At 43.1% G+C, this 14844-nt stretch carries 15 protein-coding genes and 1 pseudogene; 1 reads left to right on the top strand and 15 read right to left on the bottom strand.

Going from position 1 to position 14844, the window contains the following annotated elements:
• Position 1: 1 nt before the first annotated feature.
• The 14 genes and pseudogenes from KQI91_RS15805 to cysK all read right to left on the bottom strand — a co-directional run bounded on the left by KQI91_RS15805 (position 2) and on the right by cysK (position 12135).
• Positions 2–250, bottom strand: coding sequence for a sulfurtransferase TusA family protein (locus KQI91_RS15805; RefSeq protein WP_216393704.1), 249 nt, complete (start codon positions 248–250; stop codon positions 2–4).
• A complete protein-coding gene (locus KQI91_RS15800; RefSeq protein ID WP_216393703.1) occupies positions 243–1106 on the bottom strand; it encodes a 4Fe-4S binding protein in 864 nt (287 codons plus the stop codon). The genes KQI91_RS15805 and KQI91_RS15800 overlap by 8 nt, the downstream gene beginning before the upstream one ends.
• Positions 1093–2346 (bottom strand): O-acetylhomoserine aminocarboxypropyltransferase/cysteine synthase family protein, encoded by a 1254-nt coding sequence (locus tag KQI91_RS15795; protein ID WP_216393702.1) that lies wholly within the window; start codon positions 2344–2346, stop codon positions 1093–1095. The genes KQI91_RS15800 and KQI91_RS15795 overlap by 14 nt, the downstream gene beginning before the upstream one ends.
• Positions 2347–2554: 208 nt before the next feature.
• Positions 2555–2986, bottom strand: a complete 432-nt coding sequence (locus KQI91_RS15790) for an RrF2 family transcriptional regulator (protein ID WP_216393701.1) — start codon at positions 2984–2986, stop codon at positions 2555–2557.
• Positions 2987–3045: 59 nt separating this feature from the next.
• The gene (locus KQI91_RS15785; protein WP_216393700.1) at positions 3046–4104 is read right to left on the bottom strand and encodes a sulfate/molybdate ABC transporter ATP-binding protein; all 1059 of its coding nucleotides are present in this window, start codon (positions 4102–4104) and stop codon (positions 3046–3048) included.
• Positions 4104–4925 carry a sulfate ABC transporter permease subunit CysW gene (gene cysW, locus KQI91_RS15780; protein WP_216393699.1) on the bottom strand — a complete coding sequence of 274 codons (822 nt, stop codon included), beginning with the start codon at positions 4923–4925 and terminating at the stop codon, positions 4104–4106. Before cysW ends, KQI91_RS15785 begins: the two co-directional genes overlap by 1 nt.
• A complete protein-coding gene (cysT, locus tag KQI91_RS15775) occupies positions 4925–5761 on the bottom strand; it encodes a sulfate ABC transporter permease subunit CysT (RefSeq protein ID WP_216393698.1) in 837 nt (278 codons plus the stop codon). The genes cysW and cysT overlap by 1 nt, the downstream gene beginning before the upstream one ends.
• Before the next feature lie 19 nt (positions 5762–5780).
• Positions 5781–6803 (bottom strand): sulfate ABC transporter substrate-binding protein, encoded by a 1023-nt coding sequence (locus KQI91_RS15770; RefSeq protein WP_216393697.1) that lies wholly within the window; start codon positions 6801–6803, stop codon positions 5781–5783.
• Positions 6804–6981: 178 nt separating this feature from the next.
• Positions 6982–8133 carry an ATP-binding protein gene (locus tag KQI91_RS15765; RefSeq protein WP_216393696.1) on the bottom strand — a complete coding sequence of 384 codons (1152 nt, stop codon included), beginning with the start codon at positions 8131–8133 and terminating at the stop codon, positions 6982–6984.
• A 22-nt stretch (positions 8134–8155) separates the two neighbouring features.
• The gene (locus KQI91_RS15760) at positions 8156–9016 is read right to left on the bottom strand and encodes a substrate-binding domain-containing protein (RefSeq protein ID WP_256444128.1); all 861 of its coding nucleotides are present in this window, start codon (positions 9014–9016) and stop codon (positions 8156–8158) included.
• A 129-nt stretch (positions 9017–9145) separates the two neighbouring features.
• A pseudogene (locus tag KQI91_RS16200) lies at positions 9146–9244 on the bottom strand (LacI family DNA-binding transcriptional regulator); the annotation flags it as partial.
• Between the two features lie 106 nt (positions 9245–9350).
• Complete coding sequence (locus tag KQI91_RS15755) at positions 9351–9794, bottom strand: Rrf2 family transcriptional regulator (protein ID WP_216393694.1); 444 nt, start codon at positions 9792–9794, stop codon at positions 9351–9353.
• Positions 9795–11105, bottom strand: a complete 1311-nt coding sequence (locus tag KQI91_RS15750) for an O-acetylhomoserine aminocarboxypropyltransferase/cysteine synthase family protein (RefSeq protein ID WP_216393693.1) — start codon at positions 11103–11105, stop codon at positions 9795–9797.
• A 97-nt stretch (positions 11106–11202) separates the two neighbouring features.
• Positions 11203–12135, bottom strand: a complete 933-nt coding sequence (gene cysK / locus KQI91_RS15745) for a cysteine synthase A (RefSeq protein ID WP_216393692.1) — start codon at positions 12133–12135, stop codon at positions 11203–11205.
• Positions 12136–12328: 193 nt separating this feature from the next.
• On the opposite strand from cysK, the gene KQI91_RS15740 reads away from it, so the two are divergent.
• Positions 12329–13123, top strand: coding sequence for a sirohydrochlorin cobaltochelatase (locus KQI91_RS15740; RefSeq protein WP_216393691.1), 795 nt, complete (start codon positions 12329–12331; stop codon positions 13121–13123).
• A 150-nt stretch (positions 13124–13273) separates the two neighbouring features.
• Here KQI91_RS15740 and KQI91_RS15735 read toward each other — a convergent pair whose 3' ends face one another.
• Positions 13274–14455 carry an MFS transporter gene (locus KQI91_RS15735; protein ID WP_216393690.1) on the bottom strand — a complete coding sequence of 394 codons (1182 nt, stop codon included), beginning with the start codon at positions 14453–14455 and terminating at the stop codon, positions 13274–13276.
• Between the last annotated feature and the right edge of the window lie 389 nt (positions 14456–14844).

The following is a 14844-nucleotide window of genomic DNA, read 5'->3' as shown; positions in this document are numbered from 1 at the left end:
ATCATTCATCCTCAACTTTCCTGACGATCAGAGTGAAGGTGTCATCTCCGTTATCTTCAAGTTTCAGGATCTGATGTCCTTCTTCTTTGATGCTTCTCGGTACGTTCTGTACCGGTTCTCCGTTGTTCATGCGAACAGCAAGAATCTGTCCGTCATCAAGTTCTTCCAGTGCCACTTTTGCCTTGACAAAGGTCACCGGGCACACAACATCTGTAATATCTACGGTATCATCAATTTTATAATCAGCCATCGTAAGCTCCTTTCAGTACTTCGTACAGTTTATCTTCTCCAACTCGGTCAATGGTGAATTTGAAACGTTCTCCCGGGTTTGCATGGTCTGCAAAGAACTGGATTGCTGCATCTGTCACACGGAAAAGCTGTTCTTCGGAAGTGATCAGCGGCAGGAATTCCTGTCCCTTGCTGATATGGTTTCCAAAAGTACCTCCAAATGATACAAGGAATGCTTCGTTTACATCCCATGCATCCACCGGACAGGATTTTGCACAGCGTCCACAGTAGTTGCATTTGTCAGCATCGATCACAAGTTTGTCATCCTGGAAAGAAATCGCTTCCTCGCGGCAGGCTTTTTCACAGACACCACAGTGGATACAGGAATCTTCCTTCCAGGCAATCTGTGCAGCTCCTTTGATTCCCACATCGTTTTCTTCGGCTTTGAGACAGTTGTTCTGACATCCTGTTACACCGAATTTAAATTTATGAGGAAGTTCCCTTCCGAAATATCTCTCATTTAACTTAACTGCGATATCATAGCTGTCGATATTTCCGCTTGGACAGACTGCATTTCCCTGACAGGCTGTTACGGTTCGTACTCTCGGTCCGCAGACACCCGGTTTACATCCACCCTTTGCAAGATCTGCCGTTACATCTTCAATGTCGTTTAACTTGATGAACGGGATCTCAACTCCCTGTCTGGAAGTGAGATGTACATATCCGTCACCAAATTTCTCAGCAACTTCTGCGATCTTCTTGAGATTTTCTGATGTCAGTGTTCCACCGACACAGGCAAGACGCAGGGAAAAGTTATTTTTCTGTTTCTGGCGCATGAAACCGCCTTTTTTTAAGGTTGCGTAATCAACTTTTGCCATTTTCCTTCTCTCCTTTTATGACTCTTCTGAAATCTTCTTTTAAGTCTTCAATATCTTCAATTCCCACACTGATCCTTATCATATCGTCGTATACTCCTGAAAGTTCTTTTTCTTCTGGAGAAAGATGTGCGGCGATCGTGCTTGACGGATGGATCACCAGTGTCTTGGTGTCCCCGATATTGGATACCAGCCATGGAATCTTCAATTCATTCAATATCTGAAATGCTCTTTCTTTACTTCCTGTTCTTAAAGTAATGATTGCTCCGAACCCACCATGGAACTGTTTTGCTGCAATCTCATGATATGGATGTTCCTTAAGCCCCGGATAGGAAACAATGAGTTCCTCTCCTAAGTCCTGAAGGAATTCCGCCAGCTCCATGGCGTTACTACAGTGACGTTGCATTCGAAGTCCCAGAGTTTCAAGTCCCAGATTATTAAGGAAAGCATTCTGCGGTGCCATACAGGCTCCCATACTTCTGAAAAGTCCGTTTCGCAATTTCGCAAGATAGGCAAGCGGTCCGAACTTCCTGAATTCTGCCATTGCCGGATATTTCTCCGGATCCCATTTGAACCTGCCTCCGCTCACCAGAACTCCACTGATCGCATCGCTGCTTCCATTTATGTATTTGGATGAGGAATGAATTACCACATCTGCGCCAAGTTTCAATGGATTGATCAGATACGGAGTTGCAACGGTATTATCAACCAGGAACGGAAGACCATGCTTATGTGCGATTTCCGCAACTTCCTCGATATCTGTGACATCCAGTTTCGGATTGCCGATCGTCTCTGCAAAAACGGCTCTGGTTTCCGGCAGGATTGCTTTTTCAAAAGCATCCGGGGTATTCTCCTGTACATAGGTTGTCGTGATTCCGTATGCCTTAAGCTCATCCAGAAGCTCTACCGTCCCACCGTAAAGTCCTGCTGCTGCCACAACGTGATCCCCGTTTTGAAGAATGTTCATCAGTGCCATGGTCAGTGCCGCCATTCCGGAGGAACACGCCACACTTCCGACTCCGCTTTCCAGTTTCGTCATCCGCCTCTCGAAAGATTCAATCGTCGGATTGTTGATTCTCGTGTAGGAGTAGCCCGCACATTTGTTTGCGAAGATCTTCTCCAGTTCCTCTGCTGTATCATGACGGAATGCACTGGACTGGTAGATCGGAACCTGTGTTGCGCCGTGAGGATTGCTGTCCTCGCTTCCATGAAGCAAAGTTGTATTAAAACCGTATTCTTTCATTCCTGTGCTCCTTTGTTTTCCTTTGCTGTTTTGATGGTATTACTATATACCTATAAACATACCATGTCAATAGGTATGATATGTTTTTTCCAGTTTTTTTCCACTTTTATATGTTCGGGTAACACAAATGCAGAAAAATCCGTATAAAAAAAGAGCATATACTATCATCATAACAGTCATGCTCTTTGCAATCTGTCTGTTGAACTATTCAGATCACATAATCTCCCATATCTGTATTCTGTTCAAGAAGATCTTCCAGGGTGATTCCATCAAAATATTCATTGATCAGTTTGTAAAATCCCTCCCACATCTGCAATGTTTTGCAAGATGCAGCACGTTCACACTGATTCGGATGATCATCCAGACATGCTACCGGCGCCAGAGATCCTTCTGTAATTCTCAGAATACTTCCAATCGTATATTCTGCCGGAGTTTTAACCAGACGATAACCGCCACCTTTGCCACGCAATGCTTTGACAAATTTCTGTTTACTCAGAACAGATACGATAGACTCCAGATATTTTTCGGAAATTTCCTGTCTCTTGGCGATATCCATCAACGGAATATATTCTCCATTATTATGTTCTGCAAGATCCAGCATAACGCGGATCGCATAACGTCCTCTTGTTGATATTTTCATGCAAATTCCTCCATATACCTATTATACCACAAGGTTATAGGGAAAACAAGTGATATCCGTCAGATTACGAGATAATCTTCCCTTGCAGAACTGTTTTCAAGCGCATAGACCTTGTTTTCTTTTATTACAAATAGCCGCTGCACAAAAACATCCACTCTTTCTCCGGAACAAACCATTGCTTCATCCAGCCCTCTTCTCGCAGACAGCATAACTTCTCCAATTTTCAACTGAAGCTCAAAATAACTGCCACGAAAAGCCACTCGTTCTACCTCTGCCTCAGATGCAGAACTTTTGTATTTCTGTACCTCATTCTTTTTGGTCACTTTGACAAATTCCGGACGGACGATTGCATATTCCGCTCCCGGGATATCTTCAAAATATCGAAACACATGGTAGTCTTTTACAGTTGCTGCCTGCCCGAAAAAAGAAGCACTGAAAGCTGTTTCCGGACTCTGGTACACTTCAACCGGACTTCCCTTTTGTTCAATATGTCCTTGATTAGTAATGATAATCTCATCCGCCACCTCGATTGCCTCATCCTGATCGTGTGTAACAAAAATACTCGTGATACCAAGTTTTTCAATCATATCTTTCAGCCAGGTACGGAGTTCCTGCTGGATTTTTGCATCAATTGCCGCAAATGGTTCGTCGAGAAGGAGAAGCTGCGGATTGGGAGCCAACGCCCGTGCAAAAGCTACTCTCTGGCGTTGACCACCGGAAAGCTGGCTCGGATATCTCTTTTCCAGTCCTTTCAGGCCAATCAACTCGATCAGTTCCATCACTCTGTTCCTGATATATTTTTTGTCTGCTTTCTGCACTTTCAGGCCAAATGCAATGTTGTCATATACTGTCATATAACGAAACAATGCATAACTCTGAAAAACAAAACCAATTCCGCGTTCACTTGCCGGAATATCGTTGACCACTTTTCCATCGATGATGATCTCACCGCTGTCCGGCTGTTCCAGCCCCGCGATCATACGCAGGATTGTTGTCTTTCCACTTCCACTCGGCCCCAGAAGTCCGATCAGCTTTCCTTTTTCGATTCCGAAGGAAACATGATCTGATGCCTTATAATCTCCAAAGGTTTTATTGATATCTTTTAATTCCACGTACATTATGCTTTCTCCTTTTTACCTTTATGCTCCATGATACTCCGGATGATCAGAAGAATCACTGCCATGAGCACAAGAATCGATGATACAGCGAACGCCGGTACATACTGAAATTCGTTAAATAAGATTTCCACATGCAGCGGCAGCGTATTCGTCAAACCTCTTAAATGCCCGGACAGCACTGAAACAGCGCCAAACTCTCCCATTGCCCTTGCTGTACACAAGACAATCCCATACAAAAGTGCCCATTTGATATGAGGAAACGTAATTTTTGAAAAAATTGTCCAACCATTCGCGCCCATCAGCGCTGCTGCCTCTTCTTCATCTGTTCCGATAGATTCCAGTACAGGAAGAAGTTCACGAAATACAAACGGAAATGTTACAAATATTGTTGCCAGAATGATTCCAGGTACTGCAAATACAATCTGAACGCCTGCCTTCTGCAAATATGGATAAAGAAAACTCTGTTTTCCAAACACCAGTAAATAAATCAGACCTGCAATGATCGGTGATACTGTTACAGGGACATCAATTAACGTGATCAGGAATTTCTTCCACTGAAATTGAAAGCGTGTCACTGCCCATGCCGCGCAGATTCCGAATATAGTATTACAGAGCACTGCAATCACCGTTGCCTTGAGTGTCAGCATCAGAGCAGAAATCGTATAAGAGTCTGTGACGGATTCTATATATATCTGCCAGCCTTTTTTCAATGCTTCTGTCACTACGACAAACAATGGCAGAACAAGCATCACAAAAAGAAACAGCACGCTGATTCCAATCAGAAAATATTTTACTATTTTGGATTCTGTCCGTTTTTCCATCAGACATCCCCCCCTCTCAGTCTTTTTGAATTACGTGCCTGCATCAGATTCATAAGAAACAGAATAGAAAACGATACAACCAGCATGACAAGTGCAATCGAAGTTGCACTTTTGTAATCAAATTCCTGTAACTGTGACATAATGATCAAAGGTGTAATCTCCGTCTCATAAGGACGGTTTCCGGCAATAAAGACAACGCTTCCGTATTCTCCAAGGCATCGTCCAAATGCCAGCCCTGTTCCCGTCAGAAGCGGCGGCAAAAGTTCCGGAAGAATCACCCTGCGAAAAATCAGTCCTGATTTTGCCCCCATTACCCTTGCTGCTTCTTCATAAGATCCGTCCAGCTTTTCCAGAACCGGCTGAACAGCTCTTGCCACAAAAGGAATCCCTACAAAAACCAACGCAAATGTAATTCCAAGTTTTGTATAGGCAATCTTGATTCCAAATTTCGCAAAAAAGCTTCCGATCAGTCCATGATCAGCCGTCAGCGAGGTAAGAGAAATACCCGCAACCGCAGTCGGTAATGCAAAAGGAAGTTCCAGCATACCATCCATGATACGTTTTCCCGGAAACTCATACCGCACCAGCACCCATGCCAGAATCAGTCCCATCACAGCATTGATCAATGACGCTCCAAGCGCGGTAACGAAGCTGACGTAAAAGCTGGACAGTACTCTTTTTGCAGTTATGATCTCAATAAATTCATTTAACTGAAGCTCTGACGAATATATAATAAGCGATGCAAGAGGAATCAAAACAATAATACTGAGCATGGTGATCGTCACTCCCATGGTCAGCCCAAATCCCGGTATCACTCGTTTACTGTTTTTCTTCATAATTTTCTCTCCTCGTATGCTAGTTGCTGTAGATTCTGTCAAAAACACCACCCGATGCAAAATGCTTCTGTTGTACCTCCTGCCAGCCACCAAAATCATCAATTGTTTTTAATTCCATCGTAAGATCGAATACATTCCCGTATTCTTTCAGGATTTTCTGGCTGACCGGGCGATAATAATTTTCTGCCGCGATTCTCTGTGCATCATCAGAATACAGATAATTCAAATATTCTCTGGAAATATCTTCTGTGCCACGACTTTCTGCAACTTCATCCACTACTGCAACAGAAGGCTGAGCCAGAATACTGATGCTCGGATCTATAATCTCAAAGTTTTCCGGTGCATCCTGTACAGAAAGAAAAGCTTCATTTTCCCAGGCAATCAGAACATCTCCCTGCCCATTTTCCACAAATGAAGTAGTTGCGCTTCTCGCACCAGAATCTAACACCAGAACATTCTGGTATAATTTCTTTATAAATTCCTCCATCTGTGTCTCCTGATTATCATAAGTCTTCTGTGCATAGGCCCAGGCTGCAAGATAGTTCCATCTGGCTCCTCCAGAAGTCTTAGGGTTTGGTGTGATCACATCGACATCATCACGAATCAGATCATCCCAGTCCTGAATGTTTTTCGGATTTCCCTTCCTCACCAGAAATACGATCGTAGAAGTATAAGGTGCACTGTCATCAGGGAATTCTTCTTTCCATCCGTCATAAATCATTCCTTCACTTTCGATAGCGTCAATATCATATTCCAGTGCAAGCGTCACAACATCAGCCTGCAGACCATTGATAACTTCAAGCGCCTGTTTTCCGGATCCCCCGTGAGACTGAATCACCTCGACATCCTGTCCGGTTTTTTCTTTCCAGTGTTCTTTAAAAATCTTGTTATAAGATTCATATAATTCTCTTGTCGGATCATAGGAAACATTGATAATATGTAAGCCGGAGCCTGCTCCGGCATCATAAGAACAGACACCTGTAAATGCAGCAATGCCAAGGATTGATGCAAGACAAAACTTTGCAAATTTCTTTTTATTCATTTATGCCACTCCCTGTCGGTAATTCTTCGCAAACATAGGTAATACGTATGTTTTACGTTAAAGGCATTATATACCAATAAACATACTTTTTAAATATGTTTATAAGAAAACGTTTTCAGCGGAAATTAAAAAAGCAGCTGTTATCTTTAAGACAACAACTGCTGAATATTTACATATTTCATTTTATATCATCATAGGTATCGAGGAAATTATGTCTTACACCATCCTGCTTATATCCAATAACTGTATTCAGATTAACATTCTCAACACTTCGGAAAATATTATACTCGATCACCGGGTCTTTTTTGGCAAGCTCATGGATCAGTTCCTTAATTTCCGCACGTTTAGAACCTTTTTCAGTACCTCCGCAGGAGGCGCAATGTTCTGTAAACCGACACGCGCACTGAATAAAATGAAGATCATTATAATTTGCCCAGTGGATGATATCTGCCTCGCGGATCAGATACAGCGGACGAATAAGCTCCATTCCTTCAAAGTTTGTACTGTGCAGCTTCGGCATCATGGTCTGCACCTGTGCTCCATAGAGCATTCCCATCAAAATTGTCTCAATGACATCGTCATAGTGATGACCAAGTGCGATCTTATTGCAGCCCAGTTCTTTGGCTTTGCTGTACAGATATCCCCTTCTCATACGTGCACAAAGATAACAAGGTGACTGTTCTTCTGATGCTACAATGTTAAAAATATCAGATTCAAAGACCGTAATTGGAACATTCAAGATCTTCGCATTATCCTTAATCGTCTGATAGTTGATTTCATTATATCCCGGATTCATTACCAGAAAAACAACTTCAAAATTTTTCTTTCCATGACGGGAAAGTTCCTGAAACAGTTTTGCCATCAACATGGAATCTTTGCCGCCTGAAATACAGACAGCAATCTTATCACCATCCTGTACCAGTTCATACTCACGAATCGCCTTGGTAAATCTTCTCCAGATCGGTTTGCGGAACTTCTTGATGATACTGCGCTCGATGTCCTTCGTGCGCTGTTCTGCTTCATCGTGATCAGCCATCAGTTTGTTGAGTTTAATCTTGAGCCATGCACGATATCCGTTTTTGATACTGTAGATCTCATAACCCTGCTCTGTCAGTTCTTCCGCAATTTCCTCACTTTTCTGTCCTGTATAGCAGAGCAGATAGACTGGACAGTCTTTTCGAATCTCATTCTTATGCTCTTCAAATTCTTCCCAGTAAATGTTAATTGCTCCCGGGTAAGTTTCTTTTTCAAAATCTGCTTTATCACGAATATCTATGATCAGCTTTTCTCTTGTATCCTCTTGTAATTCTTCAATGGTTCTAATACACATATCAATCTTCCTTAATATTTTCTTAAATGCAGTAATCACTCCAGAAGCTTTCGGAAACATGAGAACAACTGTTCCTTATAAGCAGTTTCCCCTCCAGTTCCATCCGCACCACGCCATTATGTCCGCCTTTCATCCTGTCGAGAAGCAGATATAATGCAAACCTCCCCATCTCCTGCTTGGGCAGAGCAACTGTCGTCAGCATTGGCTTGGTAAACTGTGCATCTTCTATGTCATCACTGGCAATGATCGACGGGATAAAATACAGATTTCTGCATCTTCGCAGATATTTCAGCATTCCCACAGCAGTAATATCATTGGCGCAGTAGATCCCAGTCGGGCATTCCTGAGCACGCAGAAGTTTTTTCATCGCTTCAAAACCTTCTCGTTCCGTCTGATCTGTCTCTACTACATACTCCGGCACCAGATCCAGATTATGTTTTTTCAGAGTCTCAAGATAACCATTATACCGTTCCTCGTTTCTGCAGCTGCCTACATACCCTATATTCCTGTGTCCAAGCGAAATCAAATGCTCTACTGCCATCCCGGCAATCTTTTTTCCGTCGCACAGAACTTCATCCACTTCATAATTTGTGGAATTCCGGTTCACCGATACCACACTGCGATACTTTTGATTAAGTTTTCTGAGTGCCTCCGGATTACATTTGCCGATAATGATGAGCCCGTCTTTTTTTCCTTCTGTCTCAGTATACATGTGCTGAATGATCTGGTCAAGATTTTCCCTTCTGCATTTTCGATCATCCGAAAAAAGAGGCATGTACCAGACTTTTGAAAGAATGCAGTTATGTTCATGGATCTCACTTTCCACAATTCTCAGAAGCTCTGTAAAAAAAGGATCCGTTCTGGATTCGTCCGTTCTGGTCATCAAAACATTCACATACCAGATTCGGCTTTCTTTTGCCTGCGTACCTTTTTTCAGATTCCGTGCGGCTTCATTTGGAACATAATCCATTTCCATTGCAATAGACCATACTTTTTCCCGTAGTCCCGGCACAGAACATTTATAATCCGGACGATTCAGGATTCGGGAAACTGTTGATATTGATACCCCTGCTTTTTCTGCGATCTTTTTAATTGACATATGTAGCTCCTCTCTGTTTTGCCGTGAATTTTATGTAACAGGAACATGAACATATATAATTTCTCAATACATAAAACGAGGGTCAGGACAACTTACGTCTCTAACCCCCGTCTTTTATTTAGATATAGTACATTTCCTGTTTTTCACAATGATCGGTATAATAGCCGCTCATCTGTGCCAAAGTCAGGTTTGAAAGAATCTGATCGAGTTCCTGATTGACGGAATCCACCACCAGTTTCTGAATCGTATCGGAGATTCCTTTATAACTGTTTTCCGCCACAACATCCTCATCTTCGAGATGATAGCTCCCTTCGAGAGCTTCCACCACAGATGCAACAGTGATCTCGTCAGCAGCCTTCGCCAGATTATATCCTCCCTGGGAGCCTTTGACACTCTTTACAATGCCTGTTCTTCGAAACGAGGCAAATATGTGTTCCAGAAACTGCAGAGAAATATCATTTCTCTCAGCAATGGTTTTCAGGGCTACCGGTGTGGTGGACGGCTGCGCAGCCAGATCCACCAACGCAGTGAGACCATATCTGGTTTTTTTGCAAAATTTCAATTACTGGATTGCTTTAAAAGCTTCGTCCAGATCCTGAATGATATCATCAATATTTTCCGTTCCGATAGAGAGACGGATAGTATTCGGTTTGATACCCTGATCCAGAAGCTCTTCTTCTGTGCACTGGCTGTGGGTGGTGGTTGCCGGATGAATAACCAGTGATTTAACGTCTGCTACGTTTGCAAGCAGAGAGAACAGTTCCAGGTTGTCGATAAAGTCTTTTGCTTTCTGTGCATCTCCCTTGATCTCGAATGTGAAGATAGATCCACCGCCATTCGGGAAGTATTTTGCATACAGAGCTTTCTGGCTCTCATCGTCTGTTACAGACGGATGATGTACTTTTTCTACCATCGGATGATTGTTCAGGTACTGAACAACTTTGAGTGCATTCTCTACATGACGCTCTACACGAAGAGACAATGTCTCAAGACCCTGAAGGAAAATGAAAGAACTTACCGGAGAAATTGTTGCACCTGTATCACGAAGAAGGATAGCACGAATCTTTGTAACGAATGCAGCCGGTCCGCATGCTTTTGTGAAGCTGATTCCATGATAGCTCGGGTTTGGTTCGGTCAGGGACGGGAATTTACCGGAAGCTTCCCAGTCAAATTTACCGCCTTCAACGATGACACCACCGATTGTGGTTCCATGACCACCGATGAATTTTGTTGCAGAATGAACAACGATATCTGCACCATATTCGATTGGTCTTACAAGGTATGGTGTTGCAAATGTATTATCTACAACGAGCGGAATCTGATGTCTGTGAGCGATCTCAGCGCATGCCTCAACGTCAACAACGTCAGAGTTCGGGTTTCCGAGAGTCTCGATGTAAAGTGCTTTTGTGTTATCCTGGATTGCATTCTCTACTTCTTCAAGGTTGAAGATGTCTACAAATGTTGTTGTAATTCCATATGACGGAAGTGTATGCTCCAGAAGGTTTGTTGTTCCACCGTAGATGTTCTTTGCTGCTACGATGTGATCTCCGTTCTGTGCAAGGTTTTCGATTGTATATGTGATTGCTGCTGCACCGGAAGCTACTGCAAGTGCTGCTGTACCACCTTCAAGTGCTGCCATTCTCTTCTCGAAAATATCCTCTGTCGGGTTTGTCAGACGTCCGTAGATGTTACCTGCATCTGCAAGTCCGAAACGAGCTGCTGCATGGTCGCAGTTACGGAATACATAAGAAGATGTCTGATAGATCGGAACTGCTCTTGCATCGGTAACCGGATCCGGCTGTTCCTGTCCTACATGAAGCTGAAGTGTTTCAAATTTGAATTTTCTGTTTTCTCTTGTGATCTTTTCACCCATAATAGTCTGATCCTCTTTTCTGATTTTTTGTAACTGTTATATTATACACCATGGAGCGCTCCGTAGCAAGCTACTTCCACGCTCCTGCAGTGTTCCTTTATTCTGTAAACAGTGCTGTTGAATAATATCTGTCACCAGTATCAGGAAGAAGTGCTACAATGGTCTTTCCTTTGTTTTCCGGACGTTTTGCAAGTTCAATCGCTGCATAGAGAGCTGCTCCGGAGGAGATACCTACGAGAACGCCTTCTTTCTTTGCAAGAAGTTTTGCTGTTGTGAAGCATACTTCATTGTCAACCGGGAAGATTTCATCATAAACCTGTGTGTTGAGGACTTCCGGAACGAATCCTGCACCGATACCCTGGATCTTATGCGGGCCGCCTTTTCCTTCGGAAAGTACTGGGGAAGTTGCAGGCTCTACTGCTACGATCTTGACGTTCGGGTTCTGCTCTTTCAGATATTCACCTGTTCCTGTAAGTGTTCCGCCTGTACCAACACCAGCTACGAAGATATCTACTTTTCCGTCTGTGTCGTTCCAGATCTCCGGTCCTGTAGTAGCTTTGTGTACTGCCGGGTTTGCCGGGTTTACAAACTGTCCCGGGATATAGCTGTTCGGAATTTCTTTTGCAAGTTCGTCTGCTTTGGCAATAGCACCTTTCATTCCTTTAGCGCCCTCTGTCAGAACGAGCTCTGCGCCGTATGCTTTTAGGATATTTCTACGTTCAATACTCATTGTCTCCGGCATCGTGAGGATGATTCTATATCCCTTTGCTGCTGCGATGGATGCAAGACCGATTCCTGTATTTCCAGATGTTGGCTCGATGATAACAGATCCTTCTTTAAGGATTCCTTTTGCTTCAGCATCTTCGATCATTGCTTTTGCAATTCTGTCCTTAACGCTTCCTGCCGGGTTAAAGTACTCAAGCTTTACAAGAAGAGTTGCTTCCAGTCCGAGTTCTTTTTCTACATTTGTTACTTCTACAAGTGGAGTGTTTCCGATCAGTCCAAGTGTTCCCTTATAAATATTTGCCATGATGTTTACCGCCTTTCCTTTTTTATTTATGATTGTTTGTTTTTACTATTAACATACCTCTTTGATATGTTTAGTATGTTATTCCTTTTTGCATGAAATGTCAATAGGTTTTTGGAAAAAAATTGAACTTTTTTCTGTGGTATTGTATAATCCATTTATACGCGGAAAATAAAATTCTAGGAGAATACACTTTATGAACCAGCAGACAGATAAAGCCATTCTGGTTGTAAGCTTCGGAACCAGCTATACAGTTTCCCGAAAAGCTACAATAGAGAAGATTGAACAGGATATCGCAGATGCTTTTTGCGATCACAGGATCTATCGCGCCTGGACCAGTAAGATGATCATCTCTGTTCTTAAAAAGAGGGACAATTATATCGTCCTTACGGTAAAGGAAGCTATGGAACAGATGATTGCAGACGGGATCCGGGAGGTGGTTGTTCAGCCGACACATATCCTCGACGGCATTGAGAATAATGTTATGAAGGAAGAGATTCTTTCATATAAAGAATCTTTTGACAGAATTGTATTCGGTACTCCTCTTCTGACTTCACCGGAAGATGAGCAAAAAGCAATCGAAGCTGTAAACTCTGAATTTTCTGATCTGAAGGATCCGGAAGCCCTGGTACTTATGGGACATGGTACCACACATCAGGTCAATGTTGTTTATGCAGGACTGGATAAAAAATTTAAATCTGCCGGACACTCCAACGTGTTCATCGGAACAGTCGAGGCAGAGCCGACGATCCAGGATCTTGTCAGAGAAGTGACTGATTTCCAGCCATCCAAGATCTATATGACACCATTTATGATCGTAGCAGGTGATCATGCACACAATGATATGGCAGGAGATTCTCCCGATTCCTGGGTCTGTCAGTTTAAAAATGCCGGATTCGAAGTCTGTCCTGTTTTGAAGGGACTTGGCGAATATCCGGGAATCCGTGCAATGTTTGTGGAGCATGCACGTGAAGCGATTGCTTCTATGTAATATTTTAAAATCAAAAAAGTCCGGACTCTGAGACTGTGTACTGCCATTTTCAATGTCATTTACAGAACATTGAAACAGTTTTTTGCCTCAGATATCCAGACTTTTTTTAAGTTAACGTCTTTCTGTCAGGTCTTATGTTTTTCTATTCTTTCAGTTTTTCTGGTTCTTCTTACATATCTGAATCCCAATAAGCAGGAGCACCGGGAATATGATCGCTGCAAGAATTCCCATTCTCAGGTTATTACCAACGCTGCTGGATACGAAGCCCGCAAGCGTCGGACCGCCGGAACAGCCAAGATCTCCTGCAAGAGCAAGCAATGCAAACATTGCTGTTCCACCGCCTCTGATAGATGCCGACGCAATGCTGAATGTTCCCGGCCACATGATCCCTACGGAAAATCCGCAGACTGCACAGCCAACGAGACTGAGCATCGGAACCGGCACAAAAGCGATACAGAGATAGGAGATCACACAGAGGATACTGCTGTAGGTCATAAAGCGTTTCAGGTCGATCTTCTCTCCGTACTTTCCATAAAGAAGTCTTGCAAGTCCCATCAGGATTGCAAATGCCATCGGTCCTGCCAGATCTCCGAGCGTCTTGCTGACTTTCAGTCCTTCTTCTGCAAAGGTGGAAGCCCACTGGCTGACTGCCTGCTCACTCGCTCCTGCACAGGTCATCATCAGCATCACGACCCAGAAGATCTTCATGGAGCAGAGTTCTCTGATCGAAAGTCCCTTCTCTCCTTCTTCATGCAGGGAATAGATCGGGGAAGTCAGAAATACGATTCCATTGAGCACCGGGATGACTGCCCAGATGCGTGCAAGGATCTTCCAGTTTGCAATTCCGAAAGTGCCAAAGAAGATCGTGGAGATCAGAACGACTCCCACATGTCCCCAACAGTAAAACGAATGCAGAAGGCTCATTGCTTTTTCTTTGTTGTCTGTCGGACATGCCTCGATGATCGGGCTGATCAGCACCTCCAAAAGGCCTCCACCGATAGCGTAGATCGCAACTGCGATCAGAATGCCGGTAAACGGATCTGCCGTAACTTCCGGAAGGATCGTCAGAGCAAACAGACCGATTGCAGAACAGATATGCGCGATCGTTACCGATGCCTTATATCCTATCTTGTCCACAAAACCGGCTGACAGAAGGTCGATCAGGAGCTGGATCATAAAATTGATCGTGATCAGCAGGGTGATCTTTGACAACGGGATCTGGTAGCTTTTCTGGAATGTTACGAACAGCAGCGGAACAAAGTTGTTGACGATTGCCTGCACAATGTAGCCCACAAAGCAGGCGTACATGGTTCTTTTAAATGACTGTTTCATACCTTTTCTCCTGTAAAATATAACTTGGAACTTTATCATAATATCTTTTCCAGAAAAATACCAGCTATATTTGACCACTTTTTACGAAATCCTGACTTTCTTTAGAGAAAATCATTTCAAAATGGAATCCTGATTTCTCTCTTAATGGTCATCTGGCATCGGATTAGATGATTGATCTGTCTCTCGATGCCTGAAATCTCACTTATATTAAGCCACCAGCATCGATTTATAAGAATAACCTATTTCCGATGCCGGAGCTATCGATTATTTGGTTATGCCCGTATAATGGTGTAAATTGAATATTAAAAATAAATAGAGCCAAATGCTCTCCCTTTAGGTATAATAAGTTCACCACAAACAAAATTACCAAGGAGGATTCACAAATGGCT

Origin of the sequence: Blautia sp. MSJ-19 (assembly GCF_018918125.1) — a bacterium.
In the GTDB taxonomy this organism is placed as follows: domain Bacteria; phylum Bacillota; class Clostridia; order Lachnospirales; family Lachnospiraceae; genus Blautia_A.
The sequence above is the reverse complement of the archived record's forward strand: the minus strand, read 5'-3'. Positions and strand labels throughout refer to the sequence as shown.